Here is a 21,319-nt window from a genome sequence, read left to right as displayed (position 1 = left end):
GCGCCGCACCGCTCATCACCTGCCCGACACCCGACCCGACACTCGCGACGAACTGCCCCGCCCACGACCCCGACCCGGCCGCCGGCTGCATCACCGTGACGTCATACCAGTGGCCCACCTGATCACTGGCCATCCCGACCAGGTTCAACCCCTCACCAGTAGACGCGATCGACGCGTGGTCAATCGCACTGTTCACACCCCCAACAATCAGCGACCCACCCAGCCCCGCGAACGCCAACGTCGCACCCGCGCTGAACGGCGTACCCACCACGCCCACCGCGACAATCACCACACCCTCAACGACCTGGATCCCATCCCACAACACCCCCCACAGGGCATCCTCTTTCCGTTGCCGATCCTGCTCCGCTTCAACATCCTCGACATACCCAGAGAACAAGCTGTCCCACCCATCGGACGCAGCCTGCTGATTCTCCCGACAGTAATCCAGCATCCCCCCGGTCAACCCGCTCAACCTCTGCAAAGTGGCATTGAAACTCCCCGCCATGTAGGAGCGCCCTTGCCCAACAGTGAGACTCCCGACATTATTCAGGATACTGTTCAGCTCAGCGAAAAGATTCTTGACCTGGTCGAATCCATGATCCGTGGCCTCATACGCCTGCCACGTCTCATGCTGGGTCTTCGCAATCACCTGCATATTCTCAAACTCGCTGACGGTACTCTCGACCGCATCCGTTCAGTCGTCAATGACGAGTTCAACTTTCCGTTTAGCACGGGGATCGTAGGACGTCACAATCCATTCTGCAGAAAGTTCCGCACGCACTCGTTTCGCTAATTCAAATCCGTCTTCAAGAAAATTGGCCGGAGCGGCACTGTTAGCTGGGTCGTCAGCTTCGAATTGAGCATCGGCTGCATCGCTCCAGGCCAAAAGATCCCGAACGAGCTCCGAGCTGAGGCCGATCTCATGGCCGGCGATACTGTCGATCCCGTATCTCCCGTTAAGCCAAAGCGGGAATTGCGTCCATTCGTAGTGAATGTCCACGTGAGGACGTTCGTTCGGAGCAATCACAGGAAGCGTGATATTGAAATCGCTCATTTGATATTCGCTCCTACGATGTAACCATTGCTTCCAGTAGTAATAGCAATTTTCATTGTCTCGCCATTATACTCCACCTCGTAGATTGGGCGTCCCGTCCCTTTCCCTTGATTACCAACAATTTTGTTCTCTTGGATTGCTCTCGAAAGGAGATCGGGGATCTGGGATTCACTGATCCCTTTCTGAGCGAACTCATCTCCGTGTGCTTCGATAATATGAGCAAGGCCTGATGGATTTGGTGTCACATCGCTTGTGGTCCCTCGTTCGAGCCAGACGATCTTGCCCTCTGGTGTCGTCATTATTGTGACGACCTTCTCGGGGCTGACTTTGATACCGACTCGGAGGAGTTGATCCATAAGGGCTTGGTGTGCGGTAGGTACCAGATCTCCCCCACCATTCACCCCTTGTTTCACGGAGTCCATTGCGTCGCTGGCTGTCACCCCTCCCGCGCCGATCTGGTTCTTGAGCCAGTCCAGGGCGCTGGTGGTCCTGCTCGGGTTCGTGATGATGGGTTTCCCGAAGTCAGCGAATTTGTTCGCCTGACCTACAAGTCCGCTCGCTTTCGCGATCTTCAACGCCGCCGCTCCGGGCAGGGCGTTCCCAACGAGCTGTCCGATCACAACCGGGTTACCCTCGCGGACCTGGTCAACAAGCGTCGTCACCTGCTGCCACGCTTGATGACGCACACCCTCGTCAAAGACGAGAGCCTCGATCCCACGCCCCGTGTCACCCAGATTCATCTGCGCCGCACCGCTAATCACCTGCCCGACACCCGACCCGACACTCGCGACGAACTGCCCCGCCCACGACCCCGACCCGACCGCCGGCTGCATCACCGTGACGTCATACCATCGGCCCACCTGATCACTGGCCATCCCGACCAGATTCAACCCCTCACCAGTAGACACGATCGACGCGTGATCAATCGCACTGTTCACACCCCCCACAATCAACGACCCACCCAACCCCGCGAACGCCAACGTCGCACCCGCGCTGAACGGCGTACCCACCACGCCCACCGCGACAATCACCACACCCTCAACGACCTGGATCCCATCCCACAACACCCCCCACAGGGCATCCTCTTTCCGTTGCCGATCCTGCTCCGCTTCAACATCCTCGACATACCCAGAGAACAAGCTGTCCCACCCATCGGACGCAGCCTGCTGATTCTCCCGACAGTAATCCAGCATCCCCCCGGTCAACTCCCCCAACGTCCGCAACGTCAGATTAAAGCTCCCCGACACATACGAGCGTCCCTGCCCGACAGTCAGACTCCCCAGGTTCGCGACCACCCGGTTCAACTCCGCCACAAGGTTCTTCACCTGACCGAACCCGGGATCCGTGGCCTCATACGCCGCCCACGTCTCCTGCTGAGACGTCACAATCGACCGCATCCGCTCGAAACCCTCCGCAGCGGCATCGGCCGCGCCAGCGCCCGCGCCGTCCAACGACACCAGATGCGACGCGCTCGCAGCAATCGACCGCAAGTCGGCGGCGAACCCGCGCAACTGCTCGATGCCGGTATCAAGCTGGACACGGTGCGCGTCGAACTCGTCGTTCACGAGCCGGAAATTCCCGTCCGTGTCCACCTGGGAATATCCGTTCCAATACACGCCAATCGCGGTCTGGAACGTCGACAGACACACCAACAGGGACTGCACAATCGGGACATGCACCTCCCGAATATACGCACGCATCGCATCCGCACCCTGACCACTGATATTCCCCGACGCGGCCAGACTCTGAAGCCCCTGCAGGAGCGCATCAAGCGCCTCACTCCGCTCTGCGAGACTCTTCTGCAACCCCGGAGACGACGCCTGCCACGAATCCGCAGAAAACTCCACCACACTCACTCGGACACCTCGCCGCCCTGCGCATCCTGCGCGTCCTGCACCTCAATATTTACTCCGAGTTGATCGAACTCGTTCGTGTCCTTCTGCGCCGCCGCACCAAACGACGCGACCAACGTCGACAGGTCAGCGGAGATCTCGGTGACAGCCGTGACCCCTGGAACATTCAGGTCACCACCCCGATCCCATGCGTCCTTCGTCTCCGCCACGCGGGACGTGAGAGTAGACACCGTCCGAGTCTCCTCATGGAACCCGTCGGCTATGCCTCGTGTGTCTGAACCCATAATCTCTTACCTCCTCTGACGTCTCGTTCAGTTCAGCGCTATCGCGACCGCCTGCGCGGAAAGGACCGGATGCTCGAGCGGATTGATCGAGAACGCGAGCGCGCGTTGCTTGCTCTTGCAGTCACCAATCGCCTGCCCGATCTGATCGCTGATGCGCGCGTAATCCGACCTCGCCCCGTCGAGAGCACCCGTGAAACTGGTGCGACTCTGCCCAGCCCACAGCGCCCCACCCGCATCCTTATAGTCATCGACCCGGAACCCCTCCGCCTCGCCGCGCACCGTGTCCAGCTGGGCGATGACCTCATCGAGTTCCCGCACCTGCGCCAACGCCTGGTCCTCATTCATCGTCATCTCCCACGTCCCGCACACTGGCGAACGGGTCGTCCTCTGCGGCCCTGGCAGCGGACGCTACCGGGACGGAAGCGGAGACCGATTCGTTTCGTTTCTGCTGGAATCGAGTGTGGGCATCGTTCAACATGTCGACGGCCAGTTCGTCGTCCGTGTCCCGGTACCCTTCGTGCACGGTCTTCATAATGTCGTCCTGGTTGAAATAGGCGATATTCGTGTGGATCAGGCCCTCCGGATACAGGAACGCGCCATAGTCGAAGAACGCATCCTCGACGATCGACCCTCGACTGACGATCACTAGCTTCTTCACCGAACCGTTCAGAATCACCACACTTCCCAACGGCAAGAACGTGCGGCTCCCCACGAGCCCAGAATCAGACTGCAGATCAGTCATACTTGTCTTCCTTTACGTCGAAGCTCACTAAATGGGTCTGCGGCATTTTTCGCTACCCACTCACTCTCGAATCTGGAGACGGCCACCATTACCGATCCCGAACGACGAGATGACGTCGTAGCCGCTCACGGCGAGGGCTTTGTCATCAAGCGCCAACGAGAACCCCTCGGACAGCACCATTCCCATCGCCGCACAGCCATCCCGGATCAGCTGCGTCAGCCGATCGAACGTGACCTCGCCGGGCACCAACAGGTCGACCTGCTTGCCCGCATGCTCCAGGGTGACTTCGATCACAGTGCCGCCCGGACCTGCTGATAGTCGGCCACGCTGGTCTCTACGTGCGCGAAGTCCAGGGTGTTGGCGACCGTCAGCCGGCCAGCCGCCGCCTCTTGCTCCTTGTGCGCCCTCGCAGAAACATCCGCGGAGAACAGGTCACCACGAATCGCGAAGTCTCCCGTGGAACCGGCGCCCACCGACTCGTTCACGAGAACAGTGGTGTCAAGATTCAACCGCCCCTCACCGTCGTCATCGGAGGCGAACGCGAAAGCAGGTGCGCTTACCGTCACCGCGACAGCAAACGCACCTGCACACAACCCTCTCGCGAGGAGAGATCGCCGTGCCGAGTCTTCTGCGCCCGGGAAGCTGCTAGAAGCCGAAGCTCTGCGCATCCTGCGCGTCACGCTCAGCAATGGTGTCCGCGTACTTGTTCAACTGCTCGTTGATGTTCACCAGCAACTCCTCGAACTTCTTCACGCTCTCGGAAAGCTGGTTGTACTGCTCGAGATACGCCTGGAACGCCTGGCCCTTCCACTCCTCACCAATGGTCGAGTTCATCTGGTTCACCTTCTGAATGGCCTGCTCGATCTCTTCCTTCGAGCGGGTGTAAACCTGAGCCTGCTGCTTCAGTTCTTCGGGCGTAACACTAATCTGAGCCATGGAATGTTCCTTTCTTGGTCCTGATACTGCTCCGAGACCGTAGCATGCCGCCAGCACACGATCAGAAGCCCCGGGAGTCACCATTGTGTATCCCCGCGCCTTGGCCAGGGACTATGACCGGTGCTGCTGTCGGGGCTCCGCCGAACATGCCCGCAGCTCGCTGTGGTGGCCGGTAGGCAGATTCCCCGTCATTTCGGCGTTCCACGGGAAGATTCAGTTGACTGCCTGGGGCAGGGCGACGGTCGGTCGCTGCCGGGGAAGACACCCGTACTAGTGCCAAATCCGTCTCGGGATAAGGTCCGCCAGGATGTCGTAGCTAAGGCACGAAGTAGAACACCGATGGCGCAGATTGCGAAGGACATGGGGTCTCGAAGAACTCGATCGCGAACGGAACGAAATAACGGTTTATGCAAAAAACCCTTGCACGCCCAACCAAGATTCCACTACCCCGGGCGTACGAAAACAAATCCCTGAGAAGAACCGTCACGGGTGTATCACGTCGCGCCGCGAAGCCCTACTAAGCCGCCATGGTTGCACCCCTCATCTCGCTTGGCTACGCGCTGATGGGAGAGAAGAAAGAGGAGTGAGACCGCGGTATCCGCGCAACCATCAGGGCAGCCGTCGATCCGTCACGAGAGGCCCGTGTTACACGGATGCACGGGCCCCGCGCGACGGGTCGACCGCGGAGTCAGCGCGTGAGCGTCTCCGCTCGGCGCGCGAGGGCCGGCCCGTGCGCGGCGAGGACCAGGTCGCGCACAGCCGTCGCCGGGAGGGACGCGGCGCCGACCGGCAGCAGGTCCGGGTCGGAGGCGAGCACGAGCGGAGTGTCGGCAGCCGAGACCGGCAGCCTTCCGTGGGTGCCCCGCACCAGCGACGCGTCCAGCGGCACCAGATTCATCGCATACCGCAGCCCGAGCGCCTTCTTGGCGAGATTTCCCGCCGCTTTCGCCTTCACCAGCGGGTCGGCCGGGTCGAAGAAGAGCTCGGCCGGGTCGTAGCCGGGCTTGCGGTGAATGTCGACTCCGCGGGCGAAGTCGGGCGCGCGGGAGTCGTCAAGCCAGTAGTAGTAGGTGAACCACGCTCCCGGCCGGGCGACGACGACGAACTCCCCCGAGCGCTCGTGGTCGAGGCCGTAGCGCGCCTGCTGCTCCCGGTCGAGCACCTCATCGACGCCGTCCAGCGCCTCCAGGAGCGAGCGCACCCGCGGCAGGTCGGCCGCGTCCTGCACATAGACGTGGGCAACCTGGTGGTCGGCGACCGCGAATGCTCGCGATGTCCACGGATCCAGGTGCTCTCGTCCCTCCTGCACGTACACCTCGAGCAGGCCCTCGAACCGGAGGGTCCGATTCACGTCGACGGGAGTATCCGCGTCGGCGATCCCGTACTCGGCGACCACGATCACCGACGCGCCCAGCGCCTGGGCGTCATCCAGCAGCGGAGCGAGCACCACGTCGAGTTCCGAGGCGGCCCGCCGCGCCTCGGGCGACTCCGGCCCGAAGCGCTGGAGGTCGTAGTCGAGGTGCGGGAGGTAGGCGGTCGTCAGCTCGGGCGGGCCGGCACCGTCGCCGGCCAGCACATGCCGGGTCGCGTCGACCATCCACTGTGTCGAGCGGAGCGACGCAGTCGGCCCCCAGTAGTGGAACAGCGGGAACGCTCCGAAACGGGAGACCAGCTCATCGTGCAGCGCCGGCGGGCGGATGTAGGCGTCCGGCGACTTGCGGCCATCGGCATGGTAGATCGGGCGCGGAGTAACGGTGACGTCGGTCGTCGCTCCCATCGCGTACCACCAGCCGATGTTCGCCGCGCGGTACGGCTCAGAGCTGAGGCGCCGCGCGGTCTCCCACACCTTCTCGCCGCTGACGAGACGGTTGTGCTGGCGCCAGAGGTGCACCTCGCCGAGGTCGCGGAAGTACCAGCCATTGCCGACGATCCCGTGCTGCGCGGGCATCGTCCCGGTGAGCATGGTGGACTGCACGCTGCACGTGACCGCGGGCAGGATTGTGTCGAGCGGCAGCCGCCCGCCGCTCCGGGCGAGCCGCGAGAGACGGGGCATATCGGCGAGCGCCGTCGAGGTCAGCCCGACCACGTCGAGCAGCAGCACGGGCCTCACCGGGCCACCGCCGGCGAGAGGAGGGGCGCCAGTAGCGCCGTGCGCGCTGCGGGGGTGAGCAAGTGCTCGGCCGCCCAGGCGAGTTCGGCGCCGATGCCCGTGGAAAGGTCGCTCGGCGCCTCTGCGAGCACCGACCAGGTGTACGTCTCGACGTCGAGGTGGATCTCGTCGTACGGCCAGGACGCGTCGACCGCCGAGACCGCCTCCGCGAGCACTGCCGTCGTGGCCGAGAGCGGTGGCTCGGGCCGGTGGTGCAGCGGCACGTGGAAGTGCACGCGCCAGGGTCCCGTGCCGGGGAGAGTCTCGAGCGCCTCGGGCAGGTCGTCCACGCGGAGCACGCCGTCGACTCCGTTCTCGCGGGTCTGGTGCAGGTAGCGCTTCTCGACGAAGGGAGTGAGTGCCGCGCGCCCCGCCGGGTCCTTGAGGTGCAGCGCGGCCGAGGCCTGCACCTTCACCACGCGCAGCCCCGCGTCACGAATGCGACGGACGGCCGAGGCCGGGTCGGCGAAGGAGACGGCGAGGTGGCAGGTGTCCAGGCAGACGCCGACGTACGCGGGGTCGACCACGCCGATCCGCGGGTGCAGCCAGTCGACGACGTCATCGACGGTGTCGAGGATGCAGCCGGGCTCGGGCTCGATCGCCAGGCGGATGGCGTGGCCGGTCGAGCGGCGCAGGTCCCGCAACTCCTCCACGAGCGAGGCGAGCTGCCGGGTTGCCGCCGCATCGTCCGCGGCTCCCCAGCCCTCGCGCCAGCCGAGCGGGAGGGTCGAGATGCTGCCGTCGGCGCCCGCGGGCAACAGATCGGCGAGGATCCGCGCGCAGTCGATCGTGTACTGCAGACGCTCGGGAGTGGTCCAGTCGGGCCGGTAGACGTCGAGCTTGACGACCTCGGCGTGGAAGGCCGCGTAGGGGAACGCGTTCAGCGTGCGCACCTCGAGGCCGTTGCGCTGGAGGGCGGCGCGCAGCACGGCGCGGTCCTCGGCGCTGGCGACGAGCTGGGCGGCGAGGTCCCGCGGGATCCACAGGCCCACGCCGACCAGGTCGAGACCCGCCGCGACGCGCGCAGGCCCGGCGTAGACGTCGAGCTGGCGGACGACTCCGGCCAGGTCTTCGGCGGGGTGCACGTTGGTGCAATAAGAGAGGTGCATCAGACGACCTCCGCCACCCGCGGCGCGCCCCGGAGCACCGAGTTGCCCTCGAAAGTGCGGCCAGCCGACTCCTGCGCGTCGAAGCCCGCGACGGGCGAGAGGTCCAGGCGTCCGCTCTGCCCGTAGAACTCGACCGGGTTCTGCCAGAGCAGCCGGTCCACGTCGGCCGCGCTGAAGCCGGCCACGAGGAGGAGGCGACCGGTCTTCGCGGTCGTGAGCGGATCCGAACGGCCCCAGTCGGCGGCGGAGTTGACCAGCACGCGGTCCAGGCCGATCCGCTCGACCAGCGTCACCAGGCGGGTCTCGTCCATCTTGGTGTCGGGGTAGATCGAGAAACCCATCCAGCAACCGGAGTCCCGGACGGCATCGACCGTGACCTCGTTGAGGTGGTCGACAAGCACCTGTTCGGACGCGAGGCCAGAGTCGGCGACCACCTCGAGGGTGCGGCGCGTTCCCGACTCCTTGTCGCGGTGCGGAGTGTGCACCATCGCGGGGAGCCCGTGCTCGCCGGCGAGCTCAAGCTGCTGGCGGAAGACCTGGTCCTCCTCCGGGGTGAGCGAGTCGTAGCCGGTCTCGCCGACCGCGACGACGCCGTCCTTGGCGAGGTAACGGTCGAGCTCGGGCAGCACCTCACGGCAGCGCGCGTCGTTCGCCTCTTTCGGGTTCAGTCCGATGGTGCAGTGGTGGCGGATCCCGAACTGCGCGGCGCGGAAACGCTCCCAGCCGATCAGGGCGTCGAAGTAGTCGGTGAAGGAGCCGACGTTCGTCCGCGGCTGGCCGAGCCAGAACGAGGGTTCGACCACCGCCCGGACGCCGGCGTCGAACAGTGCCTGGTAGTCGTCTGTGGTGCGGGAGGTCATGTGGATGTGCGGGTCGAAGATACGCATCATCGCGCCTTTCTCATCGGTGGTGGAAGGCCCAGGGATCGGGGGCGAGTGGGAGACGACCAGCTCGGTAGGAGCACCGCCAGATCATCGGGGAGGGGACGCCCGGCCGCACGACGCTCGTCGGCGAAGCGGCCGGCCATCGCGCGCAACTCGGCGTCGCTGCGCTCCTGGAGCCCGGCGACCGCCGCGAGCGGGATACCGAGGAACACGAGCTTGAGCACGCCGTGGCGCCAGGAGTGCGCATTGAGGTGGCGGCGGGCGAAGGAGCCCATCGCCGTGGCGACGAGGCGGGTGTCGTTCGCGCGCAGGGCGTCGGCCGTGAGTTCGAGGCCGACGGCGGTTGTCGCGGGCCCCGGGTCGGGCAGCACGTTCAGGCCGGCCAGCGCATTCAGGCCGGCCAGCACGCCGCGCCGCTCGGCGCCGTCTCCGCCGCGGTAGAGGCGGAGGAGCAAAGCCGCCAACTCCTCGTCAGCGAGCACCTGCGCGGCCGCCTCGACCAGAGCGGCGCGGGCCGCGTCGTCCTGACTGGCGTGCACGAGGCCCTGCGGATCGACGTCCGGCCGCAGCGGCTCCCGCCCGGCCTCGCGCCCTGCGGCGGGGAAGAAGCGCTCGATCCGCGACGGCCGCTCCCGGATGGCGGCTCGGGCGGTCGCGGTCCACGGGTGCTCGATGCGCGCGGACGCGCCGCTGCGCGCCTCCTGCATCGCAGCGAGGCTCGCGACGGCCAGACGTGGCGCGTCGTGCGAATGCCGGGGCAGCTCGACGGCCGCGATCCCCTCGTAGCCGATCTCGGCGAGCGTCGCGAACGCCGCCGCGAGGTCGAGGGAGCCGGTGCCGAGTTCGAGGTGCTCGTGCCGCTCGGGGAGCATGTCGTCAACCTGCACGTTCAGGAGCAGCCCGGCGGCGCTCCGCAGAGCACCGACCACGCCGTCCGGCTCGACCACGACGCAGTGCCCGAGGTCGACCGTCAGCCCGAGGACGTCCGGGTCGCCGAGTTCGCGCCGCAGCACCAGCGCATCGGCGACCGTCTCGACCAGCATCCCGGGCTCGGGCTCGAACGCCAGCCGCACGCCGTGGCGCTCGGCCGCGGTGACAATGCCGCGCATCCGCTCGATCAGGAGACGCCAGGCTGCGGCCCGGTCGCCGCCCACGGGCACGACTCCCGACCAGAGCGAGACCGCGTCGGCGCCCAGCAGCGCGGCGATCTCGATGGCGCGCTCCAGGAACCGCAGCCGCGGCTCCGCCTCCTCATCGACCAGCGTGGGCCGGTGTTTGACGAAGGGATCAAGCAGATAGCGGGCGCCGGTCTCGATCACGACGCGCAGGCCCAGCGCCTCCAGCCGGGACCGCAGCGCGAGGGCCTGCTCGCGGCAGTCGACGGCGAACGGATCAAGGTGCGGGTGCCCGAGGGTGAGCGCAACGGCGCGGTAGCCGGCGGCGTGGATCACGGTCAGCGCGTCCTCGAGAGTGTGGTCGGCGAAGCCGCTCGTACCGTAGCCGAGCACGGGGCCGGTCATGTGATGTCCGCCGTCCGCGGGCGGCGAAGCAGGAGGGAGCCGAGCGCGTCGAGCGCGAGCAGCGCCGCGCCGAGCCCGGGTCGCCGCAGCCCCGCGAGGGACGCCTGGAGCGCGATCATCCCCGTGATGCCTGCGCGGGTGGCGGTGCGCGCAGCCGCGGCCGTCCGTGTCCGCGCGGCCTGAAGCTGGGCCCGCAGCACCAGGAGCAGCCAGCGCCCCAGACCCGCGGCGACCACGGCGGCCGGGACGGCCCTCCGCTGGGCGAGGACGCCCGCCGCAGTGGCGAGCGCGATCGTCGCGGTGCCGCCGGCGGCGGCCCCCGCGGTCACGGCCGTCGTGCCGTGCACCTCGCCGCGCGAGAGCACCGTGACTCCCAGCGTGTGCGCCGCAAGGGCGACGGAGGCGGGTGCCGCGGCACCGAGGCCCGACACTCCCGCGCCAAGCAGCACGTCGAGCCCGCGGCAGACCGCCATCACCACCGGGCCGAGCGGAGTCGGCTTCGCGAGCAGGTCGTACGACCAGATGCCGGCGGCGAGGGGCAGCGCGAGGGCGAGCGAGCGGCGACCCTCGACGAGGGCCGCGACCGCCACTCCGGCGACGGTCAGACCCGCCGCGGTGCCCAGCGCCGCCGCGCGGCTGATGCGCCCGGAGGGGATCGGCCGCTCCGGCCGTTCCTCGGCATCGAGTGCGGCATCCGCGTAATCATTCAGCGCCATACCCGCGGAGTAGAGGAGCACGGACGCCAGCGGCAGCGCGACGGTCCGCGCCCCGATCCGGCGGCCTGCCCACGCTCCGCCCGCGATCGTGTCGCCGATCACCGTCAGCGCCGCCCGCGCCCGGACCAACTCGAGGTAATCGCGCAGCTCAGCCATCGCGGCGTTTCCCGGACGTCATGGGTGTTCGGTGCTCGACAACGAGTGCCCCGGTGCGGGCGGCCCACGCCACGAGCTCGGCGGTCTGCTCCGCGAAGCTGTGCACGTCGCTCCCCCACGGGTCCTTGAAGAAGAAGCCGAGCTCGCCCACCGGCCCCGAGACGCCCGCCTCGTCAGCGAGCGCGAGCAGGCGCGCGAGGTCGAGGATCAGCGGAGCGGCGAGCGCCGAGTCGTACGCCGACCAGATCGTCTGTACCGTGATCCGCGAGCCCAAGAAGCCCTCAGCGTGCACGTGGTCCCACGCCGTCTTCACGTCGCCGAGGTCCGGCACATTGTCGATGTGCAGCGGAGTGACGACGTCATCGCCGAGGAGACTGCGCAATCCGCGGTTCTTCGAGACGAGCTTCGAGCACACCGCCTCCGGGTCGGCAAGGGTCTGCCCGTCCCCGCCGCCCAGCAGGTTGGCGCCCGCCCACGAGAGCACGCGCAGGCCGCGGGCGGTGAACATCGGCGCGAGCACGCTGCGCAGGAGGGTCTCGCCAGTCTTACCGTCCTGTCCCGCGATCGGGATGCCCGCCTCGGCGGCCCACTCCTTGAGCGCGGGCAGGGCCAGCGCGGTCGACGGAGTGAAGCAGGCGTAGGGGGCACCCGCGACGACCGCCGAGAGCGCGGCGATCGAACTCGGCGGGAGGATCCGCTCCCCTGGACGGGCGAGCGCGGCACGCAGGGCGGCGAGGTCGTGGAACTCGGGGCGGTCGGCGGGGAGGACCTCGGTCGAGGCGACGTCGATCACGACGACGCGGGCGAGGCCGTGGCGCTCGCGGAACGAGACGATGTCGGCGGCCCGGCGGTCGATTTCCTCCTGCTGCGACGCGGCGTCGGAGGCGAGGGGACGGAGCTCGGCGTCGGTCGCGTCGATCCGCTCGGTCACCTCGGCGACAACCGAGGTCGAGAACATGCCACCGGCGGCCAGTCCCATCGCCCGCTCGAGCAGCCCCGTGGACGACGGGTCGTGGCCGCCGATGACGATGTCGGCGAAGCCGGCGAGCGGGACATCCTCGAAGGCGGGGGTCGCGGTGGCGCAGCCCGAACTGGGCGCGGCGCCCGCGGCGATCGCGTGCAGGCCGACGGTGGCGGTGGTGGCGACGCTGCCCCGCGCTCCGATCAGCCAGAGGCCGATGCGCGTGCCTCGCCGCGCGGTGGTGGTGTCGGACGAGGTCATCGTTCTCTCCTGTCTGAACGTGCTGTCGGGCTGGATGTGCTATCTAGATGTGCTGGACGGTCGGTGACGGCCGCGACGAGGAACGGACTCCGGCGCGCGGTCGAATGAGAAGGGGAAGCCGCGGCGCATCGGCGGGCGGCGGCGGCTCGACCCGTCTGCTCAGGATCGCAGCGCGCGCGTCCCGCTCCTGCCGCGCGCCACAATTGCATCGGCGCACAGCGACTGCTTTCCTCGGAGGTGCCCCCCGACGACACCGACCACGTGGCCGAGAGAAGGAGCTGAGCGTGACCGAGCGAGCGGGGACCGCGACAGGCGACATGCTTCGGTTGTTCGCCGACGGGCGTCCGCGCACCCGAGCGGAGCTGGTCGAGGAGACCGGGCTCGCCCGCACCGCGGTCATGACGCGGCTGGAGTTGTTCTTCGAACTGGGCCTGATCGCGCACCTCGACCGTGCGCCCTCGACTGGCGGCCGGCCCTCGGCGCGGCTGGTCTTCGATCCGGCCGTGCGCTCTCTCCTGGCCATCGACCTGGGAGCGACCCACTCCACGATCGCGCTGACCGACTTCGACGGCCGCATCATCGCGGAGCGGCGCGAGGAACTCGACATCGCTCAGGGGCCCGTGCCGGTGCTCGAGCACGCTCTCGATGTGTGCGGCGACCTTCTCGCGGCGGCCGGCGTCGCTCCGTCGGCGATCGCGGGCATCGGAGTCGGCGTGCCCGGTCCGGTCGAGCATGCCAGCGGTCGACCGATCCGACCGCCGATCATGCCCGGCTGGGACGGCTTCGACATCCCCGCGTCCGTCCGTCGCCGCTACGACACCGCGGTGCTCGTCGACAACGACGTGAACCTGCTGACCCTGGGCGAGCGCGCCTCGCGGTTCCCGCACGCGCTCGATCTGATGTTCGTGAAGGTCGGCACCGGCATCGGAGCGGGCATCGTCTCGAGCGGGCTGCTCCAGCGCGGCGCCCTGGGCGCGGCCGGTGATCTCGGCCACGTGCAGGTCCCGCGCACCGCGCCCCTCGCCGCCGGCGGCCAGGAGGGCGACCTCGAGGCCGTCGCGGGCGGCTCCGCTCTGGCCGCGGGCCTCGCCCGGGCAGGACGGGACGTGCACTCCGTGCGCGAACTGATCGACCTGCTCAGGGCGCGCGACCCCGAGGCCGTCGAGGCGGCGCGGATCGCGGGGCTCCAGCTCGGCGAGGTGCTGGCGACCTGCGTGAGCCTGCTGAATCCGTCCGTCATCGTGCTCGGCGGAGCGGTCGCCCTCGCCAGCCCCGAGATCGTCTCGGCCGTTCGCGCGGTGATCGACGAGCGCTCCCTTCCCCTGGCGACGCAGCGTCTCGATGTGGTCACCGCCGAGCTGGGCGGCAGCGGAGGCGTGCGAGGCGCCGCACTGATGCTCCGCGGTCACTTGCTCGCCCCCGGCACGGTCGACGCCTTCCTCGAGCGTCTGCGTGCCCAGCGGCGCGCCGAGCGCTGAGCGGGGGGCAGGCTCGTCCTCCCAGCGTCCGATTTGCAGGAGTCCGTGCGATTCGCAGGGGATCTGGCCGTCGCCACCGTCCTGACGGGCTGAAATGGGCGTCCGCGGCACGATCCCCTGCAGATCGAACCCGCCGCACCCGGTCAGGAGTCGACCTCCACCCGGTCAGGCGCCTGAAGCGCGGCGGCAACGGCCGCGTCGATCCGCCCCTGCTCGCGCAGAGCGCGCCGACGCCGACGCACCACGCTCAGCACGATCAGCCCCACCAGCAGGGCCAGGAGGAGCAGCGCACTCCACGGCACCGCCACCGCGGCGGCTTCGGCCGACGCGAGGGGTACCTCCGGGACCGCGTCCGTGGAAGGGGCAGCCGAGAAGTCGGCGGTGACGACAGTGCCCGAGAGAACGGCCTGGGCGGTCGCCACGAAGAGCGGCCAGACGCCGGCGACCGTCACGCTGCGGGTCACGGACGTGCCGGGCAGTAGCTCGGGCAGCGGCTCCGGATCGGTCGCAGCGACCGGAGCGAGGCCGAACAGCCCCGCGACGCTCAAGTCAGCACCCGGCGCGATGCGGGTGTTGCCCGCGTTGGTCACGGTGTAGTCAACGGTCGCGGAGCCGGGGGCGAAGGGGTTCCAGCCCCCGTCGTACGCGACGGTGAGGTCGTCGATTGCCAAGCGCGGAGCGAGGTCGCCGCCCACGCGGAGGTACATCCGCGAGCCGAGGCGCCGGTCGACCGACACTCCGGTCTCGCCCTGCACCAGGATCGAGGAGACGACGCCCGCGGCGTAGTCGCCGGGCGTGACGTCGGCGGGCACAGCGAGTTCGAACGGCACCTGCACGCTCTCACCCGCCGGCACGGTGATCTCGGGGGCCTCGAACGAAATCCAACTGCCGAGCTGGGTCGAGGGCTCCGCGGCGGGGAGCAGGTCGAGCTGGCCGGCCTCGGTGATGAAGCCGTCGGCCGCGTAGACGCGGAACGTCTGGGGCTCGTCGTCGTAGTTCGACACGATCAGGGCGTCGCTCAGGTGCCCGCCCGGGTCGAGGGCGTAGGCGTAGTTCGGGCGCTCACTGCCCTGCTCGGTGTCGGCGGGGCGCACCCCCCAGGTGACGGCGCCGTCCGCCTCCTGGGCGCCCGCCTGCGCCGCGAGCCCCCCTGCCGCAAGGAGCGAGGCCAGCAGCAGGATGGCGGTGGTTCGGGAGGTGCGTGGCATGAGCCCAACGTCCGTTCGCAGTGGGGTTCCCGCGAGATGACTCTTCGGTACGCAACACGCCGGGCGTGGCGTACCGAAGAGGCATCTCGCGGAGGGGTGGGAGTGGCTAGCCGAGCGCGGTGAGCGTCAGCGTCGCCGTGTAGGTGCCGGTTCCAACCGAGAGCGGGAGCTTCAGGTCGAGGTCGGCGCCGAGGACCGAGGATCCGGTCGGGTGCTCGGCCGCGGCCGAACCGAGGACGCGGGCGGTGGCGAGGCCGTCACCCGAGTCGAAGCCGGAGGGAACGGGAGCGCCGGCGACGGCACCGCCGTCGTTTTCCAGGACCTCCGGGGTCCAGCCGAGGTACTTGCCCGAGACGGTCTGGGTGCCGGCGCGGAAGTCGCTCAGCTGTCCCGAAACCGACCAGGCCGGTCCGGTGAGGCGCGAGTCGGTCACCCTGACCGGCACGAGCTCACCGGAGGCGGCGAAGTGGTCGCCCCGCTCCTCGGCGACTCCGAGGTTCACCAGGTTGCTGGTGCCCTCCAGGCTCCACGTCAGTTCACCCTCGCGCGCTTCCGGGACGATGACGGCCACGGACTGGTCGCCCTCGGCCGCAGCGCCCGCCGCGGTGCCGGTGAAGTCGCCGGAGACGGACGCGGCAGAGTTGCCTGCACCGAAGTTGACGGCCGGCGCGTTTTCCGCGAGCACGATGCGCCCGCCGACCGTCGCACCCGCGAGCTGCACGTTCCCGGAGTTGCCCGAGAGCGTGAGGTCCCCACCGACGGTGTTGCCCAGCGCGCTCGACGAGCCGTCCTCGTTCGCGCCCAGCAGGACGCCGCGCGAGGAGCCGCTCACCGTCAGCGAGCCGCCGACGATCGCGCCCTGCACGTTCACGCCGAAGTCGCTGTCGGCGAAGACGGCGTCCCCGCCCACGCTCGTCCGGTCGACGTCAACGTAGTTCGCCGCCGCGGTGCTCACGCCGCCCGCGACCGACAGGTCGCTGAACTCGACGTCGATGCCGCCGGCCTCGACCATGCCGCCGACCGTGAGGTCGCGCAGGTAGAGGAACCCGGAGCGGCTGCCCTCCGAGAACGACACGACGTCTCCGCCGACGCTGGTGCCGTCGATCGAGATGCCGTAGGCGTCCGTGCCGATGACGTCGCCGCCGATGGTCGCCGACGTGGCGTCCAGCCAGGCGTCGTCGCCGACGATGACGTTCCCGGTGACACTCACGTTGCCGAGCACGCAGGTCTCACCGGCGGCGACGGTGAGGTCGCCGGTGATCGTCTGGTTGCCGAGCTCGGTGGTGCAGTCCGTCGTGGCCGCGAAGGCCGACGGCGCGGCGACCATCGCGAGGGAGGCGGCCGCGAGGACCGCCGTGGGCGTCTTCCACTTCATCAGGGTTCTCCTCGGTGCGCTCGTGCGCGTAGTCGTGCTGGAGGTGGTGCTGGAGGTGCGCACGGGGCGCCGACGCTCAGCCACGGAGTGCCGCGATCGCGGAGTAGCTGCGGGAAGCGGCCTCGAGGGAGTTCCCCGTGCTCGGCGGCGTCGCCAAGGTGGGAGCGGTGTCCTGCTCCCACACGCCGAAGCGCTGGCCGCGGTCGCGCAGCTCCGAGAGGAACGCCTGGTAGGGCAGGTTGCCCGCACCGAATTCGACGATGTCGTAGCCGTTGGTGTTGGCGTTGTTCGTCTTGCCGTCCTTGAGGTGCAGGATCGGGTAGCGGCGCGGGTTGCGCGTGATGTAGTCGAGCGGCTCGAAGCCGGGGTAGAGCTTCTTGCCGACGTACGCCCAGTAGACGTCCATCTCGAGGTACACGTGGCGCGGGTCGGTGTTGTCGTAGAAGACGTCGTAGAGGCGGGTCTTGGGGTCGTCCGAACCGAAGGCGAACTCTCCCGCGTGGTTGTGCTGGTAGAGCTTCATGCCCGCCGCCGAGACCTGCTGGCCCCAGGCGTTCCACTCGTCCGCCGCGGCGCGGTAGCCGGCCACGGTGTTGACGTTGGTCGGCGCGTTGCCCGTGCCGAGGTGCGGCGTGCCGAGGATCTGCGCGATCTCGATCTGCCGGCCCAGTTCCGAGCGGAGCAGGTTGGTGCCGACGTGCGACCCGACGGCGCGCAGGCCGTTGTCATCGAGCAGCGTGCGGATCTCCTGCGGGGTGATCGCGCCGACCTGGCCCTGGGTGTACCCGGCGAACTCGATCTCGCTGTAGCCGATGCGGCCCAGTTCCTCGAAGACGGCGCGGAAGCCGATCGAGGCGACCTTGTCGCGGACGCTGTACAGCTGGATGCCGATGCGGTTGATCGGGACCAGCCGCGTGGAGCCGGACGAGGGCGCGGGGGCGGCCCCGGCGGGTGCCGCGAAGGCTCCCGCTCCGACAGCGACCGTCGAGGCGGCCAGGGCCGTCATCAGCGAGCGCCGGCTCATCGGCTTGGCCGTGATGGATGCGTGGTGGTGGTGCATCATTTCTCCTTCGAAATGGCAGGTGGTTCGGGGGATGGGGGCCGGCCGAGGCGGCCGGCCCCCGGGCGGGCGCTACTGCTGGACAGTGAGGTTCAGCAGGGCGGACGCGGCGGTAGTGTTCGCGGTGGCGGCGTGGGTGACGGTGAGCTTGTAGCTCCCCGCCGCGAGCTTCGGCAGCGTCACGACGACCTTTCCGTTCTCGTCGAGGGTCCCGGTGAGCATCGCGACGGTGGAGAGGTTCCGCTTCACCATCACGCTCACCTGGCCCGTTCCGGCCACTCCGGTTTCGGTCTCGGCGCCGATCGTGACCTGTGCGCTGGCGCCAGGCTTGACCGGGTTCGGCGAGACGGTCGCGGTAAGTACCGAGGCGGCCTTCGAGACGATCAGGCGGGCGGTGCCCTCTGAGGTCCTGTAGGTGCCGTCCGCGCCGTAGGCGACTCGGAGGGTGTGCGTGCCTGCGCCGAGGGTCTGCGGCAGGGCGAAGGTCGCCTTCCCGTCCTTCAGCGTCGTGCGCCCGAGCTCGGTGCCGCCCTCGACGAGGACGACCTCTCCGCTCGGCGTTCCACCCTCACCGGTGACGGTGACAGTCGCCTCGCCCGGTGCCCCGAAGGTCACGCGGGGAGCCGAGAGGGCGACGGTCGTCGTCGACACGACGGTCGGAGCGTTCGCCGCGGCCAGGTCGATCGTGAACGACACAGTGCCGACGGTCGACACGGTGCCGCCCGTGTCCGTGGCGCGGTACTGGATCGTCCGGGCCCCGTTCGTGGTGAACGGCACCGTGTATGCACCGTTGGTGGCGCGGACGGTGGTCCACGTCGTCCCGTTGTCGGCGGAGTACTGCACGGTCGAGATCGCACCGTTGTCCGCGGCGGCGAGGCCGAGGGTCACGGGCTTGTTGTAGACACCGCCGACTCCGGTGGGAGCAGCGGGGTCGAGCGTCGCCGTGACGGTCGGGGCCGTCTTGTCACCGGCGCCGACACCCTGGAAGGTGAGGGAGTCGAGCGACAGTCCGTTGGGCGAGGTCACGTAGAGCGACCCGGTGCCCTGGGGAGCGTTGGCGAAGGGGACGAGGACGTCCTTCCAGCCTGCTCCGGCGGGGATGGTCGCGGTTCCGAAGGGAGCCGCATCGGCGGCGTTCCAGCGCAGATCCACGGTGCCCTCACCGGTGGCGCGGACCACGACGCCGGTCAGGTTGGCCAGGTTCACCGGGTCCCAGCGCAGGAAGGATCCCGCACCGAGTCCGCTGACCGCGTTGCCGCCGCTGGCGGTGGTGTCCGCGTAGGGCAGGACGCCCTCACGGGCGGCGTGCTCCGCCTCCTGCGTCTTCGGGTTCAGCCGCAGCGTCGCCTCGGCCGTGGCCGGGGGCAGTCCGTTGAAGCCGGCGTCCGTGTAGGTCACGACGACGGTGCCGTAGAGCAGGGCGCCGGGGCCGTGCTCAGGCGAGTCCTTCGACGTGGGGAACGCTCCCTGGGCACCGGTGCCGGTGACCTCGGGGTGGGCGTGCTCGTCGTGGCCCAGACCGTAGGTCCAGTTGACGCGGCTGCTGACGATCTGGTCGCCGTCCTCCGCGTCCGTGCCGGTCACCGTGTAGGGGATCGCGTCGCCCCACTCGAAGAACGAGCCGTTGCCGGGAGTCTGGATCTGAATCTGCGGCGCCTGGTTGCCGACCGAGATGACCCGCGAGGTCAGGCTGAACTTGCCCTTGGCGTCAGTGACGCGCAGTCGGGCCGTGAACTGTCCGAGCTCGGTGTAGGTCTTCTTCGCCGTCACTCCGGTGGCGTCGAACGTGCCGTCGCCGTCGAAGTCCCAGTCGTAGGTGAGCGCGTCGCCCTCGGGGTCGGAGGAGCCCTTCGCGTCGAACGTGACCTCGAGAGGGCTCTGCGACGCCGAGAGCGGAGTCGCGGTGAAACGCGCCTGCGGGGCCTTGTTTCCCTCGGCGTAGTCGATCCGGTACAGGCCCGCGTCGGGGTTGGCGCGGAAGAATCCGTCGCCGTACTCGATCACGTACATCGACCCGTCGGGGCCGAACTCCATGTCCATCGGGTTGTCGTGGATCGGCTGCGCAGCCTGGCTGAGCGCGGCATTGGGGAGGAAGTCCTCGATGTGCGTGACCGCGCGGTCCTCATCGAGCGTGAATGCCGCGATGTAGTCCTGCGAGAACTCGCCGAAGAACGTCTTCTTGTCCCAGTACTCCGGGAACTTCGACGTCGAGGTGTTCTCCGCGTCGTAGTGATAGACCGGCCCGCCCATCGGGCCCTGACCGGTGCCGGTACCGAAGTTCACGAGCTCGTCAAACGGTTGGTCGCCCGGGTTGTCGCCGTAGTAGACGGTCGCCGACGTCGCCGCCGGGATGTCGACAAGGCCGGTGTTCCAGCGCGAGTTGTTCTTCAGGTTCTGCGGGTCGAAGAAGCCGCGGGGCGTCGCCGTCTCGAAGTTCCACTCGTTATACGCCGCGTTCGGTCCGTGGACGTAGGGCCAGCCCGAGTTCTGCGGCTGGTCGAGACCGGTCGCATTCCACTCCACGAGACCCATCGGGCCGCGCACGCCGTCGGCCGCAGCGGCCTTCGTCGCATCGGGACCGTAGTCACCCCACGAGAGGGTGTTCGTCTCGGCATCGACATCGATCTTGAACGGGTTACGCACGCCCATCACGAAGATCTCCGGGCGGGTCTTCTCGGTGCCCTCGGGGAACAGGTTCCCCTCTGGAATCGTGTAGGTCCCGTCCTCCTGGACAGCGATCCGGAGGATCTTGCCGCGGAGGTCGTTCGTGTTGCCGGCGCCGCGACGCGAGTCGAAGCCGGGGTTCATCCGCGGCGCGTCGTTGTTCGGCGCAAAGCCCGCGGCTCCTGGCGCGCTCGCCGGAGTGTTGTCACCGGTCGAGAGGTACAGGTTGCCGTCGGCGTCCCAGTCGAAGTCGGCACCCACGTGGCAGCACTGCCCGCGCTGGGTCTCGATCTCGATGATCTTCTGCTCGGTCGAGAGGTCGATCGTCGATCCGGTCCACTTGAATCGCGAAAGGCGGTTAGCGCCCTTCCACTGGTCCCAATAGCTGTCGTCGGCGCCCTCGGGGAGCATGTTAGGGGCCGCACCGGTCGGCGTAGTGCCGGGCGGCGCATAGACGACGTAAACCCACTGGTTCTCGGCGAAATCGGGGTCGATGCCCACCGACTGGAGCCCGTCCTCGGAGTTCTGGTAAACGGGGATGGTGGCCACGACGCGCGTGGTGCCGGTCTTCGGATCGGTGTGGCGAATCTCGCCGTTTCGAGCCGTGTGGAGGACCGACTTATCGGGCAGGACGGCGAGGTCGAGGGGTTCGCCGACGTTCTTCGTCAGCAGCACCTTCTCGTAGTTGCTCCAGTCGAGCGCGGACTCCGCGCCCGGCTCCGAGCCGTGGTCCACTCCATCGTGGGCCGAGGCGGGCAGGCCGAGGGCGGTGAGTCCGGAGACCGTCACCAACCCGGCGATGCCGAGAGCGAGAAGTCGCCTGATGCTTCTTCTCGAGGGTCGCTTATCATTCATGCGTGATGTGATTCCTTCAACGAGGTGTTCATCGCAGAGGCCGGGTCCGTTCTT

General features: G+C 68.4%; 20 protein-coding genes. 1 reads left to right on the top strand and 19 read right to left on the bottom strand.

Annotated features, from left to right (window positions below; all coding sequences use genetic code 11):
• The 15 genes from HRF29_RS10950 to HRF29_RS10880 form a co-directional block, all read right to left on the bottom strand.
• Window positions 1-649: hypothetical protein (locus tag HRF29_RS10950; protein WP_222929642.1), on the bottom strand; the 649-nt coding region annotated here is incomplete at its 3' end.
• A gap of 45 nt (window positions 650-694) precedes the next feature.
• A complete protein-coding gene (locus HRF29_RS10945; protein ID WP_173248662.1) occupies window positions 695-1,054 on the bottom strand; it encodes a hypothetical protein in 360 nt (119 codons plus the stop codon).
• Window positions 1,051-2,910 carry a T7SS effector LXG polymorphic toxin gene (locus HRF29_RS10940; protein WP_173248660.1) on the bottom strand — a complete coding sequence of 620 codons (1,860 nt, stop codon included), beginning with the start codon at window positions 2,908-2,910 and terminating at the stop codon, window positions 1,051-1,053. The genes HRF29_RS10945 and HRF29_RS10940 overlap by 4 nt, the downstream gene beginning before the upstream one ends.
• Window positions 2,907-3,137 (bottom strand): hypothetical protein, encoded by a 231-nt coding sequence (locus HRF29_RS10935; protein ID WP_173248658.1) that lies wholly within the window; start codon window positions 3,135-3,137, stop codon window positions 2,907-2,909. The genes HRF29_RS10940 and HRF29_RS10935 overlap by 4 nt, the downstream gene beginning before the upstream one ends.
• An 81-nt stretch (window positions 3,138-3,218) precedes the next feature.
• Entirely contained in the window at window positions 3,219-3,536 is a 318-nt protein-coding gene (locus HRF29_RS10930) for a hypothetical protein (protein WP_173248656.1), read from the bottom strand.
• Window positions 3,529-3,933 (bottom strand): DUF4176 domain-containing protein, encoded by a 405-nt coding sequence (locus HRF29_RS10925; protein WP_173248654.1) that lies wholly within the window; start codon window positions 3,931-3,933, stop codon window positions 3,529-3,531. Before HRF29_RS10925 ends, HRF29_RS10930 begins: the two co-directional genes overlap by 8 nt.
• A 60-nt stretch (window positions 3,934-3,993) precedes the next feature.
• A complete protein-coding gene (locus HRF29_RS10920) occupies window positions 3,994-4,227 on the bottom strand; it encodes a hypothetical protein (protein WP_173248652.1) in 234 nt (77 codons plus the stop codon).
• Window positions 4,224-4,499, bottom strand: coding sequence for a hypothetical protein (locus HRF29_RS10915; RefSeq protein ID WP_173248651.1), 276 nt, complete (start codon window positions 4,497-4,499; stop codon window positions 4,224-4,226). Before HRF29_RS10915 ends, HRF29_RS10920 begins: the two co-directional genes overlap by 4 nt.
• Window positions 4,500-4,578: 79 nt before the next feature.
• Window positions 4,579-4,869 (bottom strand): WXG100 family type VII secretion target, encoded by a 291-nt coding sequence (locus HRF29_RS10910; protein WP_173248649.1) that lies wholly within the window; start codon window positions 4,867-4,869, stop codon window positions 4,579-4,581.
• Window positions 4,870-5,557: 688 nt separating this feature from the next.
• Window positions 5,558-6,979 (bottom strand): alkaline phosphatase family protein, encoded by a 1,422-nt coding sequence (locus HRF29_RS10905; RefSeq protein WP_173248647.1) that lies wholly within the window; start codon window positions 6,977-6,979, stop codon window positions 5,558-5,560.
• Complete coding sequence (gene eboE, locus HRF29_RS10900) at window positions 6,976-8,127, bottom strand: metabolite traffic protein EboE (RefSeq protein WP_173248645.1); 1,152 nt, start codon at window positions 8,125-8,127, stop codon at window positions 6,976-6,978. The genes HRF29_RS10905 and eboE overlap by 4 nt, the downstream gene beginning before the upstream one ends.
• Window positions 8,127-9,017, bottom strand: a complete 891-nt coding sequence (locus HRF29_RS10895; RefSeq protein WP_246226916.1) for a TatD family hydrolase — start codon at window positions 9,015-9,017, stop codon at window positions 8,127-8,129. Before HRF29_RS10895 ends, eboE begins: the two co-directional genes overlap by 1 nt.
• Entirely contained in the window at window positions 9,014-10,531 is a 1,518-nt protein-coding gene (locus HRF29_RS10890) for an EboA domain-containing protein (protein ID WP_173248643.1), read from the bottom strand. Before HRF29_RS10890 ends, HRF29_RS10895 begins: the two co-directional genes overlap by 4 nt.
• Window positions 10,528-11,403: an SCO3242 family prenyltransferase gene (locus HRF29_RS10885; RefSeq protein ID WP_222929641.1), complete on the bottom strand. Its 876-nt coding sequence runs from the start codon at window positions 11,401-11,403 to the stop codon at window positions 10,528-10,530. The genes HRF29_RS10890 and HRF29_RS10885 overlap by 4 nt, the downstream gene beginning before the upstream one ends.
• A complete protein-coding gene (locus tag HRF29_RS10880; protein WP_173248641.1) occupies window positions 11,396-12,625 on the bottom strand; it encodes an inositol-3-phosphate synthase in 1,230 nt (409 codons plus the stop codon). Before HRF29_RS10880 ends, HRF29_RS10885 begins: the two co-directional genes overlap by 8 nt.
• A gap of 284 nt (window positions 12,626-12,909) precedes the next feature.
• Between HRF29_RS10880 and HRF29_RS10875 the strand changes: the two genes are divergently transcribed.
• Window positions 12,910-14,103, top strand: a complete 1,194-nt coding sequence (locus HRF29_RS10875) for an ROK family transcriptional regulator (RefSeq protein ID WP_343043721.1) — start codon at window positions 12,910-12,912, stop codon at window positions 14,101-14,103.
• 143 nt (window positions 14,104-14,246) lie between these two features.
• On the opposite strand, the gene HRF29_RS10870 is transcribed toward HRF29_RS10875, so the two are convergent.
• From HRF29_RS10870 to HRF29_RS10855, 4 genes are all read right to left on the bottom strand, one after another.
• The gene (locus tag HRF29_RS10870) at window positions 14,247-15,311 is read right to left on the bottom strand and encodes a WxL protein peptidoglycan domain-containing protein (protein WP_173248639.1); all 1,065 of its coding nucleotides are present in this window, start codon (window positions 15,309-15,311) and stop codon (window positions 14,247-14,249) included.
• Between the two features lie 106 nt (window positions 15,312-15,417).
• On the bottom strand, window positions 15,418-16,686 hold the full coding sequence (locus HRF29_RS10865) for an autotransporter outer membrane beta-barrel domain-containing protein (RefSeq protein WP_173248637.1): 1,269 nt from the start codon (window positions 16,684-16,686) through the stop codon (window positions 15,418-15,420).
• A 76-nt stretch (window positions 16,687-16,762) separates the two neighbouring features.
• On the bottom strand, window positions 16,763-17,746 hold the full coding sequence (locus HRF29_RS10860) for a sugar phosphate isomerase/epimerase family protein (RefSeq protein ID WP_246226915.1): 984 nt from the start codon (window positions 17,744-17,746) through the stop codon (window positions 16,763-16,765).
• 72 nt (window positions 17,747-17,818) lie between these two features.
• On the bottom strand, window positions 17,819-21,265 hold the full coding sequence (locus tag HRF29_RS10855) for a PQQ-dependent sugar dehydrogenase (RefSeq protein WP_173248635.1): 3,447 nt from the start codon (window positions 21,263-21,265) through the stop codon (window positions 17,819-17,821).
• Between the last annotated feature and the right edge of the window lie 54 nt (window positions 21,266-21,319).

Origin of the sequence: Rathayibacter agropyri (assembly GCF_013249015.1) — a bacterium.
GTDB classification, from domain to species: Bacteria; Actinomycetota; Actinomycetes; order Actinomycetales; family Microbacteriaceae; genus Rathayibacter; species Rathayibacter agropyri.
This window is presented reverse-complemented; position numbering and strand designations above follow the sequence as displayed.

What these genes read in the sequence shown, in the direction of transcription:
- HRF29_RS10945 (WP_173248662.1), bottom strand. Translation starts at nt 1,054, where the DNA reads ATGAGCGATTTCAATATCACGCTTCCTGTGATTGCTCCGAACGAACGT.
- HRF29_RS10930 (WP_173248656.1), bottom strand. Translation starts at nt 3,536, where the DNA reads ATGAATGAGGACCAGGCGTTGGCGCAGGTGCGGGAACTCGATGAGGTC.
- HRF29_RS10925 (WP_173248654.1), bottom strand. Translation starts at nt 3,933, where the DNA reads ATGACTGATCTGCAGTCTGATTCTGGGCTCGTGGGGAGCCGCACGTTC.
- HRF29_RS10910 (WP_173248649.1), bottom strand. Translation starts at nt 4,869, where the DNA reads ATGGCTCAGATTAGTGTTACGCCCGAAGAACTGAAGCAGCAGGCTCAG.
- eboE (WP_173248645.1), bottom strand. Translation starts at nt 8,127, where the DNA reads ATGCACCTCTCTTATTGCACCAACGTGCACCCCGCCGAAGACCTGGCC.
- HRF29_RS10895 (WP_246226916.1), bottom strand. Translation starts at nt 9,017, where the DNA reads ATGATGCGTATCTTCGACCCGCACATCCACATGACCTCCCGCACCACA.
- HRF29_RS10890 (WP_173248643.1), bottom strand. Translation starts at nt 10,531, where the DNA reads ATGACCGGCCCCGTGCTCGGCTACGGTACGAGCGGCTTCGCCGACCAC.
- HRF29_RS10885 (WP_222929641.1), bottom strand. Translation starts at nt 11,403, where the DNA reads ATGGCTGAGCTGCGCGATTACCTCGAGTTGGTCCGGGCGCGGGCGGCG.
- HRF29_RS10880 (WP_173248641.1), bottom strand. Translation starts at nt 12,625, where the DNA reads ATGACCTCGTCCGACACCACCACCGCGCGGCGAGGCACGCGCATCGGC.
- HRF29_RS10870 (WP_173248639.1), bottom strand. Translation starts at nt 15,311, where the DNA reads ATGCCACGCACCTCCCGAACCACCGCCATCCTGCTGCTGGCCTCGCTC.
- HRF29_RS10865 (WP_173248637.1), bottom strand. Translation starts at nt 16,686, where the DNA reads ATGAAGTGGAAGACGCCCACGGCGGTCCTCGCGGCCGCCTCCCTCGCG.
- HRF29_RS10860 (WP_246226915.1), bottom strand. Translation starts at nt 17,746, where the DNA reads ATGCACCACCACCACGCATCCATCACGGCCAAGCCGATGAGCCGGCGC.
- HRF29_RS10855 (WP_173248635.1), bottom strand. Translation starts at nt 21,265, where the DNA reads ATGAATGATAAGCGACCCTCGAGAAGAAGCATCAGGCGACTTCTCGCT.